The 21,733-nt window shown below is 41.3% G+C and carries 18 protein-coding genes; 16 read left to right on the forward strand and 2 right to left on the reverse strand.

Features of this window, described 5'->3' with window-relative positions; genetic code table 11:
• Positions 1 to 195 precede the first annotated feature (195 nt).
• The 16 genes from CD00_RS16695 to CD00_RS0100960 all read left to right on the forward strand — a co-directional run bounded on the left by CD00_RS16695 (position 196) and on the right by CD00_RS0100960 (position 19,949).
• Positions 196 to 1,026 (forward strand): Rpn family recombination-promoting nuclease/putative transposase, encoded by an 831-nt coding sequence (locus tag CD00_RS16695; protein WP_051594027.1) that lies wholly within the window; start codon positions 196 to 198, stop codon positions 1,024 to 1,026.
• Between the two features lie 73 nt (positions 1,027 to 1,099).
• A complete protein-coding gene (locus tag CD00_RS0100895; protein WP_026654201.1) occupies positions 1,100 to 1,597 on the forward strand; it encodes a GIY-YIG nuclease family protein in 498 nt (165 codons plus the stop codon).
• A gap of 156 nt (positions 1,598 to 1,753) precedes the next feature.
• Positions 1,754 to 2,023 carry a hypothetical protein gene (locus CD00_RS20300; RefSeq protein WP_051594028.1) on the forward strand — a complete coding sequence of 90 codons (270 nt, stop codon included), beginning with the start codon at positions 1,754 to 1,756 and terminating at the stop codon, positions 2,021 to 2,023.
• 70 nt (positions 2,024 to 2,093) lie between these two features.
• Complete coding sequence (locus CD00_RS20305; RefSeq protein ID WP_051594029.1) at positions 2,094 to 2,525, forward strand: hypothetical protein; 432 nt, start codon at positions 2,094 to 2,096, stop codon at positions 2,523 to 2,525.
• A 322-nt stretch (positions 2,526 to 2,847) separates the two neighbouring features.
• The gene (locus tag CD00_RS0100905) at positions 2,848 to 3,525 is read left to right on the forward strand and encodes a hypothetical protein (RefSeq protein WP_051594030.1); all 678 of its coding nucleotides are present in this window, start codon (positions 2,848 to 2,850) and stop codon (positions 3,523 to 3,525) included.
• Positions 3,526 to 3,548: 23 nt separating this feature from the next.
• Positions 3,549 to 4,220: an HAD family hydrolase gene (locus CD00_RS0100910; RefSeq protein WP_026654203.1), complete on the forward strand. Its 672-nt coding sequence runs from the start codon at positions 3,549 to 3,551 to the stop codon at positions 4,218 to 4,220.
• Positions 4,221 to 4,238: 18 nt separating this feature from the next.
• Positions 4,239 to 4,532: a hypothetical protein gene (locus CD00_RS0100915; RefSeq protein ID WP_026654204.1), complete on the forward strand. Its 294-nt coding sequence runs from the start codon at positions 4,239 to 4,241 to the stop codon at positions 4,530 to 4,532.
• 15 nt (positions 4,533 to 4,547) lie between these two features.
• Positions 4,548 to 5,381, forward strand: coding sequence for an AIM24 family protein (locus CD00_RS0100920; protein ID WP_026654205.1), 834 nt, complete (start codon positions 4,548 to 4,550; stop codon positions 5,379 to 5,381).
• 67 nt (positions 5,382 to 5,448) lie between these two features.
• Complete coding sequence (locus CD00_RS0100925) at positions 5,449 to 5,766, forward strand: nucleoside triphosphate pyrophosphohydrolase (protein WP_026654206.1); 318 nt, start codon at positions 5,449 to 5,451, stop codon at positions 5,764 to 5,766.
• Between the two features lie 438 nt (positions 5,767 to 6,204).
• Complete coding sequence (locus CD00_RS0100930) at positions 6,205 to 7,974, forward strand: ammonium transporter (protein ID WP_026654207.1); 1,770 nt, start codon at positions 6,205 to 6,207, stop codon at positions 7,972 to 7,974.
• Positions 7,975 to 8,272: 298 nt separating this feature from the next.
• Complete coding sequence (asnB, locus tag CD00_RS0100935) at positions 8,273 to 9,856, forward strand: asparagine synthase B (RefSeq protein WP_026654208.1); 1,584 nt, start codon at positions 8,273 to 8,275, stop codon at positions 9,854 to 9,856.
• 24 nt (positions 9,857 to 9,880) lie between these two features.
• Positions 9,881 to 11,989: a glutamine synthetase III family protein gene (locus CD00_RS0100940; protein WP_034461892.1), complete on the forward strand. Its 2,109-nt coding sequence runs from the start codon at positions 9,881 to 9,883 to the stop codon at positions 11,987 to 11,989.
• A gap of 22 nt (positions 11,990 to 12,011) precedes the next feature.
• Entirely contained in the window at positions 12,012 to 16,562 is a 4,551-nt protein-coding gene (gene gltB, locus CD00_RS0100945; RefSeq protein WP_034461893.1) for a glutamate synthase large subunit, read from the forward strand.
• A gap of 83 nt (positions 16,563 to 16,645) precedes the next feature.
• Positions 16,646 to 18,136, forward strand: coding sequence for a glutamate synthase subunit beta (locus CD00_RS0100950; RefSeq protein ID WP_026654211.1), 1,491 nt, complete (start codon positions 16,646 to 16,648; stop codon positions 18,134 to 18,136).
• Between the two features lie 218 nt (positions 18,137 to 18,354).
• On the forward strand, positions 18,355 to 18,864 hold the full coding sequence (locus CD00_RS0100955; protein WP_026654212.1) for a hypothetical protein: 510 nt from the start codon (positions 18,355 to 18,357) through the stop codon (positions 18,862 to 18,864).
• A gap of 5 nt (positions 18,865 to 18,869) precedes the next feature.
• Complete coding sequence (locus tag CD00_RS0100960; RefSeq protein WP_185750360.1) at positions 18,870 to 19,949, forward strand: hypothetical protein; 1,080 nt, start codon at positions 18,870 to 18,872, stop codon at positions 19,947 to 19,949.
• A gap of 241 nt (positions 19,950 to 20,190) precedes the next feature.
• On the opposite strand, the gene CD00_RS0100965 is transcribed toward CD00_RS0100960, so the two are convergent.
• On the reverse strand, positions 20,191 to 20,796 hold the full coding sequence (locus CD00_RS0100965; RefSeq protein ID WP_026654214.1) for a hypothetical protein: 606 nt from the start codon (positions 20,794 to 20,796) through the stop codon (positions 20,191 to 20,193).
• A 155-nt stretch (positions 20,797 to 20,951) separates the two neighbouring features.
• Entirely contained in the window at positions 20,952 to 21,587 is a 636-nt protein-coding gene (locus CD00_RS0100970; RefSeq protein ID WP_026654215.1) for a hypothetical protein, read from the reverse strand.
• Between the last annotated feature and the right edge of the window lie 146 nt (positions 21,588 to 21,733).

Raw genomic sequence — 21,733 nt, forward strand, 5'->3', positions numbered from 1 at the left:
GATTATACATCCCTTGCAAAAATAGTACAATTTATGCGATTCGCAAAAAGGTCGAGGTATTTGATGACAGCAGCACTAGATTTGATATAATGTATATGAATATGATTTGTTTTTTTATCATTTAAATATTTCCTAATGGGTTATCTTCTGTGATTTAAAAGAACAAAAAAATATGCATTGAAAGGAAGATGATCCATGAATCAAAAAGAATTTAAAGATTTGACTTTTGCGGATGATTTTATGTTTGCAAAAGTGATGCTTAATGAAAAGCTTTGTAAGCAGTTGCTTGAAATAATTCTTGAAGTAAAAATCAAGAGTTTGTCTTATCCGGAAGAACAAAAGGTTATTGATCCGTCATACGATAGCAAGAGTGTAAGACTTGATGTGTATGTGGATGATGAAAAAGGGACCGTTTATAACATTGAGATGCAGACAACCAATCCCGGCAACATTCCGAAACGGGCAAGGTATTATCAGGGAATGATAGACCTTAACTTGATAGAAAAAGGCGAAGACTATGCGAAGCTTGCCAAAAGCTATGTGATTTTCATTTGCATGGAGGATATATACGGGATAGACAAGCCGACGTACAGATTTGAAAATTACTGTAAGGATTATGGCATTTCACTGGGAGATGAGACATATAAAGTTATACTTAATGCATCCTGTACGGAACTTCAGGATACTGAACTCGGTAATTTCTTGAGATTTGTTCGTACCGGAGAACCAACAGATAAGTTCACAGATGAGTTACTTGACGAAGTAAATTCAGTTAAGCGTAATGAAAGATGGGAGGTGGAGTATATGACACTTCTAATGCGAGATAGAGAGAAAATTGAAGAAGGAAGAAGAGAAGGTATAAAAGAAGGAAGTCGATATGGTGATGCGAAAAGACTTGTAAGTGCAGTTCAGAAGATGATGGATAAGTATCATTTTTCATTTGAAGATGCATGCGACGGTTGCGATGCAACTGTAGAGGAGTATCACAAAGCTGTCGAACTTTTGAAGAAAGAAGATATTACCTGATTTTTATACAGTGAATAAATTGTTTTAGTGTGCACCACAGCTTTACAATAATCAAAAAAAGCGGAGCGGCTACATGACTACATCAGATCAGACACAGGAAATTCTTTATGTGATTTCAAATCATAAATTTCCGAGCGACAATTATGGAAATGATGATTTTCTCAATAACTGGCCTATGCTCTATATTCTTGAGAATGGGAAAAAGATCTATATTGGTGAATCCACTAATGTTTCCGAGAGGATGAAGCAGCATTATAACAATCACGAGAAAAGAGAATTTAAACAAGTTCATTTTATCTATTCAGAAAGATTCAATCAGTCGGCGACATTTGACTATGAATCTAAGCTGATCCAGTTTGTTTCCGCAGATGGCAAGTTTATCATAACCAACAAGAACGATGGTATCGCCAACAAGAATTATTTCAGAAAAGCTGATTACGACGATACCTTTGAACAGCTATGGAATGAGCTGATATGTCATCGCCTCGCTGACCACTCCCTTGAGTGGATCAAGAACAGCGAGTTCTACAAATATTCTCCATTTAAAGAATTGAATAAAGATCAACCATAGATCCCTTCATCAGCGAACGATTAGTGATTCAGATATTACGTACATTAATGACTGTTTCTTTGCTAAAGCAACAGTTTGACTTTGAGGGATTTTTCTTAAATGATATACTTAATAAAATGGAAAACGGAGAAGTAGAGGGGATTTGAGTAACACAAGATGGGTGAATTTTTTAAAAGCAACAATTATTTGAGAACTATATATAAGCATAAGAACTTACCGGTATATGTAACTGATGAGTTTGATTTTTATAGATGTGTGGAATTCAATGAAAGTTTTTATGGTAAATCTGTTTATGATCTTCACGCAGGAAATTTAAGAGAATGTACAGGACGCTATTCAAAGCTTTTTCCTAACCAGCGTATTTCATATTGGGCTGATTCACCAGATACTTCGCGGGCAGAAATAAAAAAAACATGGGGCGAGTAACAATATCATAACTTTTTGGGCTTATGATGATGCAACCAGTACGATTCCTATTACTGATAATGATGAGCAGTTGATTATTATTGATGGCAGAAAATGTGGAGTTCAGGAATTGATAGACAAGATAGATAATGGTATATCACTTACATTAAGTGAAGAGAATATGATGAAATGTATTTTGGAGCAGAAACCAGATTGTTTGGTTTATGATTCAAGAGCGTACAAGGGTGGAGAAAACTATATTTTTCTTGAAAAAGGTTTCAAGAAATTAGCGGTGAGACAACTAAGACTACGTCTTGGAAATAGAAGTGCCAAGAATTCGCAAACGATTGTTTGCGCGGACACTAGCGATTATATGCCACTCGTTAAGAATTACGGATGCTGTTTAGAGCCTATAGCGCGCGTGGGGGTAAAAAGAGAATTCTTGGAATCAGAACAATATAAGTATTATATGAAGAATTATGATATTTCAGCCGATAAGTTGCGTTCGGCGTTTAGGGATTAGGAAGGTAGTATTGTTATGTGTGGTAAATCAATTATAAGCCCTAGTGGAGTTACAGTCTTTAAAGGAGCCAGAGTATCTGGCGGAACAGTACCATCATTTGAGACAAGAGGTAAATCTTATTTTAGATTGCGACAGCAACTGGAAAGTGATGGAACGATAGTTGATATGGGGTAGCACGACTATAAGTTCAATGCTCCGTCAACAGCCTTGGCGATTGTAATAGGACAAGCTTCCAATTGATTGGTAGAAACGTTCATGAGTAGTGATAAAATGGTCCACAAACCCCGTCCCCTAGGACTATTTGAAAAGAAGCACTGAAAGCATGCAGGGTAAAGAGGAGATGAAAGGAATTATGGAAGATGAGCATTTTGAAATTATAGGCGGTGCTGATGGCCCTACATCTATATTTATTTGTGATAAGTCAAAGAAACAGACACTACCGCAGAGAATAATGTCTTTTTCATATAGGATAAAAAGGTGGTTTATTGAAAAAAGTATTAGACCCGGTGTGCATAGCTTAGATGAAGTTGAGGAATATATTAAAAGCAGGTATGGTTTTGTGGAAGTAGATCGAACTGAGTTCGAGTTTGAATATGAGGAAACACGTACGGCATTTCTTTTTAAGTATAGATTCGATCTGGCTCAAGGGTGGGATATCGATTTGGATTTTGATATAACAGATGATGCAGAAGAAATGCTTATTCGATTGAATGAGAAGATAAAAAAGGAAAAAGAGATTGCTGATTCAATTCCGCAGGAAGTTTTTGATATAGATTTCCATAAGTATGTAAAAAAAGGGAAAGATAATGATGATTCTATGCATATTATAATTGAGAAGAATAATGATTATCTTGCTGCAGGAGCACAGGGAAGCAAGAAATTTATGAAGATGTTTAATAGTGTTTACAAGGATATATATAAATACTATGGCGTGTCAGAAGAGGACATTCAGAATAAGACTGAGCGATATAAAGACCTGGTTATCGAATTGAGTAGGTGAATATTTAAGGTAAGAGGCTCCCAATGATTAAAAACATAATATTTGACGCATACGGCACACTAATTTCAACAGACACCGGTTCTGTTGATGCGACCAAAGCAATCTTCAGTAAATACGATCTTGCAGAAGATGCGGATGAAATCTATAAGAAATGGAAAAAGATACATAGGGAAAATATCTTTTCACTTGAAGAATTTATAACGGAGGAAGAGATATTCGTTAAAGATCTTGAAAAGATGTTTGAACTGTACGGCATAACAGGTGATCCGAAAACTGCGATAAAACCTATGCTTGATTCACTTGTTGATAGAAAGCTCTTTGAGGAAACTGAGAGTGTTATTGATAAATTGAGCGAAAATTACATTATTGCTATAGGTTCAACAACAGACACAGCTCCTTTGCTACATAATATAGAAGGTACATCACTGGAACGCATAAATCCGATATTTACGTCTGAGATACTAAGGTGCTATAAACCGAATGTCAAATTCTATTCGGAGATTTTGCACAGAACAAAATGGAAAGCGGAAGAATGTCTTTTTGTCGGAGATTCCTTGGATGATGATGTAATCGGACCTATGAAAGAAGGGATGGCAGTAGTACTAATTGACAGAAAAAAACAATATGCTTCTGTGCCGGAAGGAGCTAAGAGGATTAAATCGCTTACAGAGCTGTGTGGGATTATAAATGATTGATAATAAAATGAGGACACTATGAAGCTGGAAAACGAGAAGATTCGCAATGAAAAGCTATATCGTGTCGGATATATACCAAGTATCGACAAATATGTTATGGCATGCGTTGTTACGTGGGTTGCATGGTATGACGAGTATTTTGAAATAACCGAAGAGGAGTACAATTTATTTGGAACAGAGAGTTTAGATGAGCTTGCTAATAAGCTGTGCAATCAAGGTAGTGGCTCGCCTCGTTTTCTTTTCTCTGATAAGAGTGAAGAAAATACAAAAGAACAGCAAAAACTAAGGGATAAAGTAATTTCAGAATCATAAACCGGAGGACACAATATGAACATTAAGAATTTTGAAAACGAAACAAGGAAGTTTGTTGAGAACAACGGAAATTTTCATGTGCTTGAGTATATGATGGACAGTAGCGTATCTCCGGCAAATGCTTCGACTGAGTACTTTATGAGTAAGATGGGAGTGCACAGAAGGCAGGTTGCGATTGAGCTTGATGATAATCATTCAGCGATTATTCAGGCTGGTGCTATGCAGTGGATGGCTGGAAATGTAAATGCGACCACAGGAGTTAAGGGAGTGGGAGATCTGCTTGGTAAAATCGTGAAAGGTGCTGTTACGGGTGAGTCAGCAATAAAGCCTGAATATGTAGGAAACGGCTGGCTTGTTTTGGAACCCACATATAAATACATTATTCTTGTTGATGTTGCGCAGTGGGGCGCAGGAATGACTATTGAAGACGGAATGTTCTACGCATGCTCGGGAACCGTAAAGACAAGTGTTGTTGCAAGAAAGAATCTTTCTTCGGCTGCGCTTGGAGGAGAAGGTCTTTTTAATCTAAGCTTGTCTGGTTCAGGTGTTGCTGCGCTTGAAAGTAATGTTCCATATAACGAGCTTATCGAAGTTGATCTCAACAATGACACATTGAAGATTGATGGAAATCTTGCTGTGTGCTGGTCTTCAAATCTTGAATTTACTGTAGAGAGAACGACAAAGACATTGATTGGCTCTGCAGCCAGTGGAGAAGGACTTGTGAATGTATATAGAGGTACCGGAAAGGTTTTGATGAGTCCTGTTGCACCTACAAGCTCCTTATATGCGGCTACAAATTCTATTGCGGCAAAGGCAGCAGCTATAACAAGCAATACATTGGGAAAATAAATGCTGGAACTTGTTCCGACAGTTGATTTTTTATAAAGCGGATGGACTTAACAGGAGTGGATTTACAATGGCTGTAGTAACACACAATAAACTTGTCAGGGATAAGATTCCCGAGATTATAAAGAATGACGGCAGAATATGCAAGACAGAGATTTTGTCGGATGATGATTATTTGGCGATGCTTGATGCGAAATTGGACGAAGAGCTAAATGAATATCACAAAGATCAGAACATAGAAGAACTTGCGGACTTAATGGAAGTAATTTATGCTGTCGTTGAAGCCAGGGGCTACACGCTTGAGCAATTGGAATCTGTGCGAAAAGAGAAGGCGGAAAAAAGAGGAGCGTTTAAGGAAAAGATTTTTCTTAAAACTGTCTGTGAGTAGTGGCAAAATGGTCCACAAACCCCGTCCCCAAGAGACCATTCGAATTTAGAAAAATTTTTGCTTGACAACTCATATATGTGAGAGTAGAATCATAAAACATAAAGACAAGGGCGTCTTAGAGAATAACTCTAAGGCGCTTTTTCTGTTTTTCGGGCTGTAACTGTGTGTTTATGCCCTGATGCAATCGGTATAATATTTCCGGAGTATTATAATCTCGGTTGTATACAAGTATTCGTGGATTAAAGAATATTTGTGGAATCGTTGAAAAATCGAGGAATGAGGCGGTTTTTCACAGAAGCGATTTATAAATAAAAAATAATATCAATTCTGATGCAATGGGGCATCAACCTTCTACGGTATTAGTAGATGGCTGATGTCCTGTTGTTTTTTGTTCAAAAACGAAATAGATATTGAACAAAAAGGGAGAGGAGAAATTGTATGAGTGAAGAAATCTTAAGTGCAATAGACAGTAGTGTCTTCGGTGTCTGGTTCCTCATTGGAGCAGCATTAGTATTCTGGATGCAGGCCGGATTTGCAATGTGCGAGGCCGGTTTTACAAGAGCCAAGAATACCGGAAACATCATAATGAAGAACCTTATGGACTTTTGTATAGGAACCGTAGTTTTCATCTTAATCGGATTTGGACTTTTCCTCGGTGAGGATATGGTCGGAATCATCGGAAAACCCGGATTTGACATTTTTACAAACTATGCAAACTTTGATTGGTCCAACTTTGTATTTAACCTTGTTTTTTGTGCTACTACAGCAACAATCGTTTCAGGATCGATGGCTGAGAGAACTAAGTTCTTATCATATTGTGTGTACTCGGCAGTCATTTCTGCAGTTATCTATCCTATTGAAGCACACTGGACATGGGGCGGCGGCTTCCTTTCACAGATGGGCTTCCACGATTTCGCAGGTTCCAACTGCATTCACATGGTAGGTGGTATTTCAGCACTTATCGGTGCAGCAATCCTTGGACCCCGAATCGGTAAGTTTGAAAAAGACAAGAGCGGAAAAGTTACAAAAGTAAATGCTTTCCCCGGTCACAACCTTGTAGCTGCATCACTTGGTGTATTCATCCTTTGGCTTGGATGGTACGGATTCAACGGAGCAGCTTGTACTTCAATCGATCAGCTCGGATCGGTATTTGTAACAACAACAATCGCACCTGCACTTGCAACAGTAACATGCATGATCTTCACATGGGTAAAATATGGCAAGCCTGATGTTTCAATGTGTCTCAACGCATCACTTGCAGGTCTTGTAGCTATTACAGCTCCTTGTGATGTAACAGATGCTTTTGGTTCGATCATCATCGGAATCGTTGCCGGACTTCTTGTTTGCTTCGGTGTTTGGTTCCTTGATTATAAGCTTCACGTAGACGATCCCGTCGGAGCAGTTGCAGTACATTGCTTAAACGGTATCTGGGGAACACTTGCTGTAGGTCTTTTTGCAACAAATACAGCACCCGGTTATTCAATCGCCGACTCAGCAGGAAATGAGCTTGTAGGTCTTTTCTACGGCGGCGGATTCAAGCTCCTTGGATTACAGTTCATCGGTATGATCTGCACAGCAGTTTGGACAGCAGTAACTATTACAATTACTTTCCTTGCTATTAAGAAGATTATGGGACTCAGAGTTACAGAGGAAGAAGAAATCCTCGGACTTGACTCCACAGAGCATGGACTTGCATCAGCATATTCAGGATTTGCCATCATGGATGTTTCAAACACCTTGAATATGTCAGTTAACGAAAATACAGACCTCGGAGTAAGTTCTTACGAAGAGGCTTCAGAAATACAGAAGAAAGCTTCGGTGCCTGTTGTTACAGCACCTGTACATACAGAATCAGGAATTCATAAAGTTGTTATTATCGCTAAGTTGTCCCGCTATGACAAACTGAGACGTGCGATGAACGAACTCGGCGTAACCGGGATGACTGTTACTCAAGTCATGGGTTGCGGCATCCAGAAAGGCTCAGGCGATATGTATCGCGGAGTTGAGATGGACGCAACCCTCCTTCCTAAGATCAAGTTGGAAGTGGTTATCAGCAAGATTCCTGTTGAAGATGTAATTGAAGCTGCTAAAAAGACTCTTTATACCGGCCACATCGGAGATGGAAAGATCTTCGTTTACAGCCTTGAAAACGTCGTAAAGATTCGTACCGGCGAAGAAGGAGCAGCGGCGTTGGCTGATGTTGAGTAGGCTGTGAGAACTTAGCGAGGTTTTACCGAGCTTAGTTCGAACGTCTTACGTCGAGCGAAGCGAGAGGTAAGTTCCTTATTTAAAGGTATAAAGGTAAATAAATTCATGCAACAAAGGCGTTTGCGCAATAGCCATTAAGGCAATATATACAATAGTTTGCGATTTTGTGCCACTACGATGAGACTGACAGGCTCATCGTAGTGTTTGGCACAATCGGAGCAAAATATTGTATATATTGCCGCCCAGGCTATTACACAGACCGTTTGAATAAATGAAACACCGGGAGGAAGGATAAAGTATGTGCGCAATTCTTACATACGCTAGAGCAGATGTTGCTCAGGAATTTTTTGAAGAAATGTTATATAAGACTCATTCCAGAGGCCCCGACATGTCGAGAACTCTGAAGGTCGACGAAGGATGGATGGGATTTAACAGACTCTCCATCATGGGATTAAATGAAGCGGGAATGCAGCCCTTTTCATTAAATGGAAACGTAGTTATATGTAACGGAGAATTATACGGATTTGAGAATATCAAAAAATATCTCATTTCCCTGGGCTACAGCTTTAAGAGCAAAAGTGATTGCGAGATACTGCTTCCTCTTTATGAGAGGCTCGGAACCAAGATGTTTGGATTTTTGGATGCCGAATTTGCATGTGTGATCTATGACGCGGCAAAGAGAAAGTTCATAGCCGCAAGAGATCCGATCGGTATCAGACCTCTTTATTACGGATACGACGATGAAGGACACATCCTTTTTTCATCGGAACCAAAGAATATCATAGGTACATGTCGGAAAGTTATGCCTTTCCCGCCCGGACATTACTACGAGGACGGGGAATTTGTATGTTATAAGGATATGACTGACGTAAAAGAAATTTCGACAGACAGCCTTGAAGTCATAACAACAAAGATACACGACAAGCTCGTAAACGGAATAGAAAAAAGACTCGACGCTGATGCGCCCGTAGGATTCCTTCTTTCCGGAGGACTTGATTCATCACTTGTTTGCGGTGTTGCCGCAAGACTTTCGGACAAGCCGATTGAGACATTTGCGATTGGAATGGATATCGATGCGATCGACCTTAAATATGCAAGGGAAGTTGCGGAGTACATTCACAGCAATCACCACGAAGTCATAATCACCAAAGAAGATGTGCTTAACGCACTCGAGCCTGTTGTTGAGGCACTTGGAACTTACGACATCACAACAATAAGAGCTTCCATCGGAATGTATCTTTTGTGCAAATGGATACATGAAAACACCGATATCAAAGTAGTTCTTACAGGTGAGATCTCAGATGAGCTCTTTGGTTATAAATATACGGACTTTGCTCCGAGCGCCGAAGCCTTCCAGGAAGAGGCAAAAAAGAGAGTGAGAGAGCTTCACATGTACGATGTCCTCAGGGCAGACAGATGTATCAGCGTAAACTCACTCGAAGCAAGAGTTCCTTTCGGAGATCTTGATTTTGCAAGTTATGTAATGAGCATAGATCCCGAAAAGAAGCTCAATACATACGGAATCGGAAAGTTCTTATTAAGAAAGGCTTTTGAAAAAGATGAAGTTATTCCAAGATCGATCCTTATGAGAGAAAAGGCAGCTTTCTCAGATGCCGTAGGACATTCGCTCAGGGACGACCTTATTGAATATGCTGAAGGGAAATACTCTTTTGCAGATCTTGAAACAATGAAAAAGAAGTACACTCATGCAACTCCATTTACAAGGGAGTCTCTCCTGTACAGAGAACTGTTTGAGAAGTACTATCCCGGTCAGTCAGATATGGTAGTAGATTTTTGGATGCCCAATAAAAGCTGGGAAGGATGCAATGTTGACGATCCTTCCGCAAGAGTTCTTTCAAACTACGGAGCATCAGGAAAATAAATATAAAAAACGGAGGAAATTAAAATGATCGATGCAGAGAAATTAACAGAAGAATTTGGATGTCTTGTTTTTAATGACAAGGTTATGAAAGACAGGCTTCCTAAGGACATATACAAAGCAGTTCACAAGACAATTGAGAAAGGAACACATCTTGAGCTTGATGTAGCAAATTGCGTTGCTGCAGTAATGAAAGAGTGGGCAGTAGAGAACGGTGCAACACACTTTACACACTGGTTCCAGCCTATGACAGGTCTTACAGCCGAGAAGCATGACAGCTTCATTTCACCTACAGAAGACGGCAAGGTTATCATGGAGTTCTCAGGAAAAGAACTCGTAAAGGGTGAGCCTGATGCTTCAAGTTTCCCTTCAGGAGGACTTCGTGCAACATTCGAAGCAAGAGGATATACAGCTTGGGATCCTTCATCACCGGCATTTATTAAAGACGGATCTCTTTACATTCCTACAGCATTCTGCTCATACGGCGGAGAAGCTCTTGATAAAAAGACACCTCTCTTAAGATCAATGGAGGCTCTTTCAAGAGAAGCTGTTAAGATGCTCAAGCTCCTTGGATATGAGGACGTTAACAGAGTAAGCACAACAATCGGTTCAGAGCAGGAATATTTTCTTATCGATAAAGAAGATTACAAACTCAGAAAAGACCTTCTTTTCACAGGTAGAACACTTCTTGGTGCGCCTGCAACAAAAGGTCAGGAGATGGAAGATCACTACTTCGGTGTAATTAAGCCTAAGGTTTCAGCATATATGCACGATCTTGACGAGGAACTCTGGAAACTCGGAATTCCCGCAAAGACAAAGCACAACGAGGTTGCTCCTTCACAGCACGAGCTTGCACCTGTATTTGAGACAGCAAACATCGCTGTAGATCACAACCAGCTCACAATGGAAGTTATGAAGAAAGTTGCTGACAAGCACAACTTCGCATGCCTCTTACATGAGAAGCCATTCGAGGGAATCAACGGTTCAGGTAAGCACAACAACTGGTCTGTTTGCACAGATACGGGAATGAACCTCTTAGATCCCGGTAAGAACCCCGGTGAGAACACTCCTTTCCTTGTATTCCTTATGGCAGTTATCGCAGCTGTTGATGAGTATGCACCACTTCTTAGACTTTCCGTTGCATCTGCAGGAAACGATCACAGACTTGGCGGAAACGAGGCACCTCCGGCAATCATTTCAATTTTCGTTGGTGACGAGCTTAGCGAAGTACTTAAAGGTGTTGAAGAAGGAAACGCATACCACAGCAAGGGCAAAGTACAGATGGGTATGGGAGCAGAAGTTCTTCCTCACTTCACAAAGGACAACACAGACAGAAACAGAACATCACCTTTCGCATTTACAGGTAACAAGTTCGAGTTCCGTATGCCCGGTTCTGCAGTTTCTGTAGCAAACGCAAACATCGTTCTTAACACAGCTGTTGCAGAAGAAATCACAAAGATCTATGCAAAGCTTGAGGGCGTTGAGAAAGATAAGCTTAATGAAAAGATCGCAGAAGTACTTAAAGAGACACTTGTAGCTCATAAGAGAGTTCTCTTTAACGGAAACGGATATACAGACGAGTGGGTAGAAGAGGCTGCAAAGAGAGGACTTCCCAACCTTAAGTCACTTCCCGATGCACTTCCTTACTTCAAGGAAAAAGAGTCAGTTGACCTCTTCACAAAGCACGGCATCTTCACTAAGGAAGAGATTGATTCAAGATATGAGATTCTCCTTGAGAACTACTCAAAGTCAATCCACATCGAGTCTTTGACATTGCAGGAAATGGCTAAGAAAGACCTCATGGAAGGACTTATCGCATATCAGAGCGATCTTCTTGAAGAGGCAGCAGGAAAGAAGAGCCTTCTTGGAGAAAAGAGTGCAACATTCGAGATTGAGACACTCAAAGCAATTGACGAAGCTCAGGGTAAGATGAGCGAAGCTCTTAAGAAACTTGCAGCTGATACAACAGTTGCTGAGGGTAAGACTGAAGTTCTCGAACAGGCTTCTTACTACCAGAAGACAATTCTTGCAGACATGGATGAAGTGAGAAAGTATGCAGATGCTGCAGAAGCGCTTGTTCCTGACAGCTATCTCGGATATCCGACATACGGACAGATGCTTTTCTCATTAAGATAAAAAGGAAAAAGGAAGGATAAAAATGGAAACTTGGATGAATGAACATGATGCCTGCGGTATAGGTGCAGTCATCAATATAGACGGAAGTGCAGACAACAAAGTTCTTGATGATGCGCTCAAGGTAGTAGAAAAACTTGAGCACAGAGCAGGAAAAGATGCAACAGGAAAAGTCGGTGACGGTGTAGGAATACTTGTACAGATTTCTCACAGATTCTTTTCTCTTGAAGCAAGAAAAATCGGTATTTCTCTTAAAGAAGCAGGCGATTACGGAATAGGGATGTTCTTTTTTCCTCAGGACCCTATGAAGCGTATGTTTGCAAAGCGCATGCTTGAAGTCATTGCAGAAAAAGAAAACCTTAAGGTACTCGGTTGGAGAGATGTTGAGACTCATCCCGAAATTCTGGGAGAGGTTGCAAGAAACTGTATGCCTCATATTTCTCAGTGCTTTATTGAGAGACCTTCGGATGCGGCAAGAGGAATTGAATTTGACAGACGTCTTTACTGCCTTAGAAGAGAGTATGAGAAATCTTCTGAAGATACTTACATCTGTTCATTTTCATCCAGAACCATTGTTTATAAGGGAATGTTCCTTGTAGGACAGCTGCGTAAGTTCTACGAGGACCTCCTTTCTCCTGATTACAGAACAGCGATTGCGCTTGTGCACAGCCGCTTTTCAACTAACACAACTCCTTCGTGGCAGCGAGCTCATCCGTACAGGATGATCGCCCACAACGGAGAGATCAATACTATTCGCGGAAACAGCGACAGAATGCTTGCCAGAGAAGAGACTATGTCTTCGGACGTTTTCGGTGACGATCTTTCAAAGGTTTATCCCGTTATCTCATCTTCGGGTTCTGATTCCGCAATGCTCGACAATACACTTGAGTTCCTTTACATGAACGGAATGGATCTTCCGCTTGCAATGATGCTCGCAATTCCCGAGCCTTGGAAGCACAACGACTTCATGGATAAGGACAGAAAAGATTTCTATCACTACTATGCGACAATGATGGAGCCATGGGACGGCCCTGCGGCAGTTCTTTTCACAGACGGCGAAGTATTTGGCGCAACACTTGACAGAAACGGTCTCAGACCGTCCAGATATTATGTTACAAAGGACGGAAGACTTATCCTTTCATCGGAAGTCGGTGTCCTTGATATTCCTGAAGAGAATATCGTAAAGAAATCACGTCTTTCACCGGGACATATGCTCCTTGTTGATACAAAAGAGGGACGCATAATCTCTGATGAAGAGTGTAAGAACAAGTACTCACAGGCTAAGCCTTACGGTGAGTGGCTTGACAGATATCTTTTACACCTTAATAAGCTCAGCATTCCCAACAAGAAGATTCCTACACATACACAGGAGATGAGGGATAAGCTCTACAAGGTGTTCGGATATTCATATGAAGATGTTAAACAGCAGATTCTTCCAATGGCGATGAACGGCATAGAACCTACAGTTTCCATGGGTACAGATGTACCTCTTGCTATGCTTTCAACTCATCACCAGCCGCTTTTTTGCTATTTCAAGCAGCTCTTTGCGCAGGTTACAAACCCGCCGATCGACTCTCTTCGTGAGAAAGTCGTTACAGATACAACCGTTTATATCGGTTCCGACGGAAATCTGTTAAAAGAAAAGAGCGACAACTGCAGAGTTTTGGAAGTTAATAATCCGATACTTACAGGCGTTGACCTGATGAAGATAGAAGCTCTCGATCAGCAGGGCTTTTCGGTGAGAAAAATCTCACTTTTGTATTACAAGAATACCCCCGTCGAGAGAGCTTTGGAGCAGCTTAACATATCTGTAGACAGAGCCGTTGCAGACGGAGTTAACATCATTATCCTTTCAGACAGAGGAGTTGACGAGAACCACATGCCGATTCCTTCATTGCTTGCGGTTTCATCTGTTGAGCAGCATCTTGTAAGGACAAAGAGACGCACAGCCGTATCACTCATCCTTGAGAGCGGCGAGCCAAGAGATGTTCACCAGATCGCTACACTTCTTGGTTTTGGTGCAAGAGCGATTCATCCTTATCTTGCTCAGGAGTGCATTGCCGAGCTCATAGATATAGGAATTTTGGACAAAGATTATCATACCGCTATTGCGGACTACAACAAGGCACTTCTGGGCGGTGTAGTAAAGATCGCTGCAAAGATGGGTATCTCTACTTTGCAGTCCTATCAGTCTGCGAGAATATTCGAGGCTATTGGTCTGTCAAAAGAGCTTGTTGATAAATACTTTACAGGAACAACCAGCAGAGTTGGCGGAATCGGCATAGAGGAGATCGGTGAGGATATTGAGCTTCGTCACGATAAGGCATTCGATCCTCTCGGACTTTCAACCGATTCAACACTTGATTCTATCGGCTTCCATGCGCTCAGAAGCGGCGATGACAAGGAAGACCATATGTATAACCCTAAGACTATCGTTACTTTGCAGAGAGCGGTAAGAGAGGGGGACTATGAGAGATTCAAGGAATACACACAGATGGTTGATGACGAGGACAGACCTCATACATTGAGAGCACTTTTGTCCTTCGTACCTGCTAAAAAGCCTGTTCCGATCGAAGAGGTTGAGAGCGAAGAAGAGATTGTTAAGCGCTTCCAGACAGGTGCTATGTCATACGGTTCTCTTTCAAAAGAGGCACACGAGACACTTGCCATAGCTATGAACAGACTCGGCGGAAAGTCTAATACCGGTGAGGGCGGTGAAGACGTTGCACGTTTCGGAACTGAGAGAAACAGTGCCGTTAAGCAGGTTGCATCGGGAAGATTCGGCGTTACAAGCAGATATCTTCAGAGCGCACAGGAAATTCAGATCAAGATGGCGCAGGGAGCAAAGCCAGGAGAGGGCGGACACCTTCCCGGAAAGAAGGTATATCCTTGGGTTGCAAGCACACGTTTCTCAACACCCGGTGTTGCACTCATTTCACCTCCGCCGCACCATGACATCTATTCAATAGAAGATCTTGCGCAGCTTATTTATGACCTTAAGAATGCAAACGACAGAGCAAGAATCTCTGTTAAGCTTGTTTCTGAAGCAGGCGTTGGAACAATAGCTTCAGGTGTTGCAAAAGCAGGAGCACAGGTAATCCTTGTATCCGGATATGACGGAGGAACAGGTGCCGCACCTTCATCTTCGGTTCACCATGCGGGACTTCCTTGGGAGCTTGGTGTTAGCGAGGCACATCAGTCCCTTATAGATAACGGACTTAGAAGCAGAGTAGTTCTTGAAGCAGACGGTAAGCTTATGACAGGTAGAGACGTTGCAATCGCAGCACTTCTCGGTGCCGAGGAGTTTGGTTTTGCGACAGCTCCCCTTGTATGTATGGGATGCATGATGATGCGTGTATGTTCAAAAGATACATGCCCTGTCGGAATCGCAACTCAGAACGAAGAGCTCAGAAAGAGATTTACAGGTAAGCCTGAGTATGTTATGAATTTCATGCTCTTTGTCGCAAGACAGCTTCGTGAGATCATGAGCGAGCTTGGATTTAAGAAACTTACAGATATGGTCGGAAGAACAGATTGCCTTAAGATGAGGAGCGTTCCGAAGGCAAGATGTAAAGATGCTGCAGACCTTAGCAGAATCCTTGACAGCAAGTATGCGGGAATTGAGAAGAATCATTTCGATTCCAAGGATGTATATGATTTCGGACTTGTTAATACTTTGGATTCAAAGGTTCTTATTCCTGAGTATGAAAAAGGAAAGAATGCACTTAAGGCTTATGCTGTAAAGGCAAATGAAGATGAGGAAAGAAGAGCATCCGAATCTGAGAGAGTAAAGATGAAAGTCGATATCTCAAGTACCGACAGAAGCTTTGGTACACTTCTTGGAAGCAGGGTTACCGATGACTTTAAGAATACTCTTCCCGAGGATTCCGTATTCGTTGAAGCATACGGCGGTGGCGGACAGTCATTTGGTGCGTTCCTTCCTAAGGGCGTTACTTTGAAGCTTTACGGTGATGCCAACGACGGATTTGGCAAGGGACTTTCAGGCGGAAAGGTTATCGTAAGGCCTTCCGATAAAGCTACATATAAGGCACATGAGAATATCATAATAGGTAACGTTGCTCTCTACGGTGCAACAGCAGGAAAAGCCTATGTATGCGGTGTTGCAGGCGAGAGATTCTGTGTAAGAAACTCAGGAGCAATAGCTGTTTCCGAGGGCTGCGGCGATCACGGTCTTGAATACATGACAGGCGGAAAAGCAGTTATCCTTGGAATGACAGGTAAGAACTTCGCAGCCGGCATGAGCGGCGGAATCGCATACGTTCTTGATAAGGAGCATACTCTTTATCTTAGAATGAACAAAGATATGGCATCTCTTTATGAAGTGACCGAGAAGTACGATATTGCAGAGCTTAAGCTTATCCTTGAAGATTATGTAAAAGAGACGGGCTCTGAATACGGAAAAGAAATCCTTAAAAACTTTAAGAGCTATATTCCCGACTTTAAGAAGATAGTTCCGAACGATTATCAGAAGATGCTTACGGCTATAAGCAAGTTTGAGGAACAGGGAATAGACCACGACCATGCTGTGTTAGAGGCGTTTAAAGAACTGGCATGAACAGCGCATCGGCGCGACAAGAGTCACAAGTGACTCTTGAGCTAATGGGTTACTTCACTTCATATATAATAGGAGATGTAAAAATGGGAAAAGAAACAGGCTTTCTTGAATATACAAGAACAAATAATAAAGATATCCTGCCTGAAGACAGAATTCTTAACTTCGAGGAGTTTCATGCTCCTCTGGATGTTAAGGAGAGAAGAGAGCAGGCAGCAAGATGCATGAACTGCGGAGTTCCTTTCTGTCAGTCGGCAATGAATCTTGGAGGAATGGTAACGGGATGTCCTCTTCACAACCTCATCCCGGAGTGGAATGATGAGATTTACAGAGGACACGACGGACATGCTTTTGCAAGACTTCATAAGACAAGTAACTTCCCTGAGTTTACGGGAAGAGTTTGTCCCGCACTTTGCGAGAAGGCATGTATGTGCGGCCAGAATGGTGATGCCGTAACGGTTCACGACAATGAGCTGTACTTAATAGAAACAGCTTTTGAAAAGGGCTATATCAAGCCCGTTGTTCCTGAAATAAGGAGCGGCAAGAAAGTTGCTGTAATCGGAAGCGGCCCTTCGGGACTTGCGGTTGCCGATGAGCTCAATAACAGAGGACATAATGTTGAGGTCTTCGAGAGAGAAGATGAGATCGGCGGACTTCTCATGTATGGAATTCCCAACATGAAGCTTGATAAGAGCGTTATAAAGAGACGTAGAAAGCTCATGGAGGAAGAGGGCGTTGTATTCCATACAAATTCCGACGTTGGGAAAAATGTGAGTGCGGCAAGCCTTAATGAGAAATTCGATGCGGTGGTTCTTTGCTGCGGTTCCAAGAAACCAAGACCTCTTAATGTAGCAGACCCCGAGAAGATCAAGGGTGTTTACAATGCCGTTGATTTCCTTACACAGACAACAAAGGCACTTATGCAGTGCTCTGATAAGAGTGTACAGACTCTTTCAAAGCACGGCGGATTTATAGATGCAAAGGGCAAGAATGTTGTTATCGTAGGTGGTGGCGATACAGGTAACGACTGTATCGGAACGGTTATAAGACACGGAGCAAAGAGTGTTACCGCTCTTGAGATGATGCCTAAGCCTCCTGTTAACAGAGCTGCTTCCAATCCATGGCCCGAATGGCCCAAGGTTCTTAAGACTGATTACGGTCACGAGGAAGCAATCCATGTTTTCGGTGAGGATCCGAGAGTCTATGAGACAACGGTAAAGAATGTTACAACCGACAGCAAGGGAAATATCAAGAAGATCGAAACTGTTAAGGTTACTTTCAAGGACGGTAAGTTAACAGAAGTTCCGGGATCCGAGAAGACCCTTAAGTGTGATATCCTTCTTATAGCTGCAGGATTCATCGGCTGTGAAGACTATTCGGCAGATGAATTCGGGCTTAAGAAGAGTCAGCGCGGAACGGTTGTTACAGAGGCTGACAGCTATCATGTACCGAATACAAAGCTCTTTTGCGCAGGTGATATGCACCGTGGACAGTCGCTCGTTGTTTGGGCGGTCTATGAAGGACGAAGCTGTGCTAAAGAAGTGGACGAATATTTGATGGGCTATACAAATTTATAAAGAAAGAATATTAGGGAAAACTCCTTTATCCATCAACTCTCTGACGGGGGTGATGGGTAGAGGAGTTTTTGCTATGTAAACTCATTTATAACAAATAATTACAACAAATTTAACTTTTATGTTGCAAAAGTAGGGCGAGTGCTCTATAATAATAACTACCAAGGCTGAATACTTGTAAGAAAATGTTAAGCTAGTTTTTATAAAAAGAGGAGTTAATTATGAGAAAAAGCCTAATAGTTATGGTAATGTGTCTGGTCGTTGCATCAGGGTGTATGGGATGCGGATCAGAAAAAGAGTTAAGCGTTAACGATGTTGAAATTAATCCTATAGTTGAAGATAAACCTGTAGTAGTAGATGAAAACGGTAAGGCTATTAAGAGCGATAAGATTGCTGACGATCTTGAAACAGTTTTTGAGAAATTTGAGGGCTCATGGATATTTGATTCAAGACGGGGGGCAGCGGTCATGATCGAAAGAGCAAATGAAACAGATTATGTTTTACCGGGAGCATCATGGGTGGTAGCTATTTCAGGTGGCGACATAATGACAGATAAAGATGTTGTTGATTATACCCAAAGTACTATTTCTTTTTGTAAAAAGAATTCTGATGGGGATTACTATTATAAATTGTCTTTTGGGGATGACGTTAAGAGCATCGAGATGGCGTGTGGTGACACACAGAACGCAGCAGATTCGGTACTTATCTGCAACGAGAAAAGTGAGGGATGACTTCTATGAAATTTAGTAATACGGAAGCCATAGCCGGTAATTTATTTTTTTTACTAATGATACCTGCCGTACTTTTTGTAGGTTGCTCATTAGATGGTAATATGCCCGGGGGGACAGATGAGGCTATAGATAACAAAATTGTTGATGTAAGCAGTGCAGGCGATTATTCAAAGGAGGGGAATGATAGTAGCACATATGATAATGCTTTAAGCGCGGTAGATTCCGAAAGCTTCCTGGGAGTCGAGGGGATGACTCCTGCGGATTATAATGCTGAAGAGTTTTGGAGCGCTAATGATGTCGCAAAGCTTATTGAGGAGTATGAAAGTATTGAGATAGTGAGCTCCAGCTATGAGGATGGAGCTTCACAACCTCTTTACACCAACAATTATTGGTATTCAAAGGAGTACAGTGCGAACAAAAATGAGCCGGGAGATTCCTTTATTGTCAAAGATAATGTCAGGGCGGTAAGTCGTCCGAGCTATATGAACTCAGATAATAAGGAAGAGACCGGAATAATGATCGAGCTTTATTCTTCGCCGGATTGCAGAATGGCGAACGTTGCAGAAAATGTTTATGCGAAGAATGATGAAATGCCGATCGGGCGTTGCCTTAAGGGAAATGGAGAAGTGTATTTTGAGATAGAGAGAATAATAGATTATTCAAATGAGGAGGCGCTCGATAATAAGGAACTTAAGGAGAAGACCACAAAATGGGGAATGGTCTTTGACGAGGAGACTAAGGTATTAAAAAGAGCTGCGATCACTTCCGCAAATGTTTTGGGAGGAGTTATTGATACTCGTTATTATGAAGTGAAACTTGGAACCGGTATGCCGGAAATGTTTACAGCTTTGAAGAATGTTCTTGATGAAGATCTCGCAGCTTCGGATGAGGATTCCAGAAATATACATTTTGTATACGGAAACGGAAATCCTGTAAAGAAGGAATGTGACTATAAAGTCAAGAAGGGAACTAATGTAATTTTTGAGACATCGAAGGATAATCTGTTTCTTGATGAAAACGGAACTGTTCCTTACGATCCGTCAGATCTTACAAGCGACATAACGGTTTATAGAATAAAAAAATAATGACATAATTACATAGATAGCACTGTAATCGTGAGGACAGATATGTACAATTTGTACGTTAAATCCTAAATTGTATATATTTGTCTTTGCGAATACAGCGAAGACAAAGATTTATCTTACTTACCCTAATTTAAAACAAATTTATTTAATAGGAAATTTCTCCGGATTTCCTATTGAATAAAGATTAAACCCTACAAGCTGATCACTTGTAGGGTTTTAATTGTACATTTTTATTTTAGGGTCATATGCTAATTGCTATATTTGTTGCAACGCCGTTCTCAACCGTGATCTCTAAGTAAAGTTCTGAATCTGCAAGATCGGCGAGTTGCTTCTTGAATTCATCGGCCGTCTGTACTTCCGGTCCGCCATCTCCGCCTTGGAGCTCGTAGTTTGTATTTTTATCGACAGCGAAAGAAAATATACCGTCTTCTGAAACGGAAATAACATCCTGTGATGCATTTTGGCGGTAACCGTAGCTACCTGCGATACAGAATGCATCATCTGAAAGTTCTGATGCGTAAACTATTTTTTGCTGAGCGCCTGTCTCATCAGGAACACCGGCCTCATCTTTCTTTGATGCTATGAGATATGAGGAATAAATTCCGTCGGTAATTGTCTCAACTGCATCCTTCTTAAGCTTTCCTTCGGCTTTTGGAGAAGATTCCTTGGAAGTGTCCGCAGCTTCTTCCTCTACATCAAGGTCTTCAACATCCTCGCCATCAGAATTTGATCCATCTATAAGTCCTGTAACTTCCTCGCTAACCTGATCGAAAACGTCTGACGAACAGCCCATTGAAAATGCTCCAATGCACATGCAAAAGAGCATAATCAGTACTTTTCTCTTCATAACTTATTTCTCCTCAAATATTAAATCTTTCTTAATTTTATCACTAGTTTTTTAAAAATCAACAGATGAAGGGGAGGACATTTTTAAGGAAAAATATGTAAAAAAAATCCTCATGGACAACTAAATGTCCATAAGGATTCTGAAAAACGATATTATTATGAGCTGATTGAAACTGACTTAGCAACGCCACCTTCAACAGTTACCATAAGTATGAGCTCTGAATCGGCACAGCTTGAAAGGACCTGTTTGAAACTATCCAAAGGAACCTCTTCGGGACCGTCCACTCCGCCGAGCATAGTGAACTTTGTGTTAGCATCAACCTTGAATGAGAATGAATCATCATCTGAGTTTGATTCCATCTCGCCGCCCTCAACACTGCTGTAGCCATATACACCTTTAATAAGTAACTCACTGTTTGTAAGTGCTGTATCATAGGCTATACATGAAACATTTCCGTCTTCGTTAGGATTTCCGGCACGGTTCTGACCCGATGATTGAAGAGTAGCGGTATAGAAACCGTCCTCGGTTACGGGAGTTGCACTTCCGTTCTTTACAAGATCGCTGTTCTTGAAAGGATCTTCTCCGTTGCTTTCCTGCGCAACAGATACAGACTCGCCGTCCTCTGTCTGAATATCACTTGGTGCTTTTACCTCAGAATCATCAACTGTTTCTATCTCAAGATCGTTAACATCTTCCAAATTCTGGAGCTCTTTAAGATCGTCAAGCGAACAACCCATTGCCATAACTCCAATGCACATGCTAAGTAGCACGCCAATTATTCTTTTCTTCATAAAAAACTCTCTCCTCAAAACATTAATTCTTTCTTAATTTTACCACAACATTTTATTTTATCAAGCATTTATCGTTGAAAAATAAATAATAATACATGACCTGTTAAATCAGGTTTTATCTTGCATATAAGAGGACACTGACCTAT

The organism is Butyrivibrio sp. AE3003, assembly GCF_000686065.1.
In the GTDB taxonomy this organism is placed as follows: domain Bacteria; phylum Bacillota; class Clostridia; order Lachnospirales; family Lachnospiraceae; genus Butyrivibrio; species Butyrivibrio hungatei_A.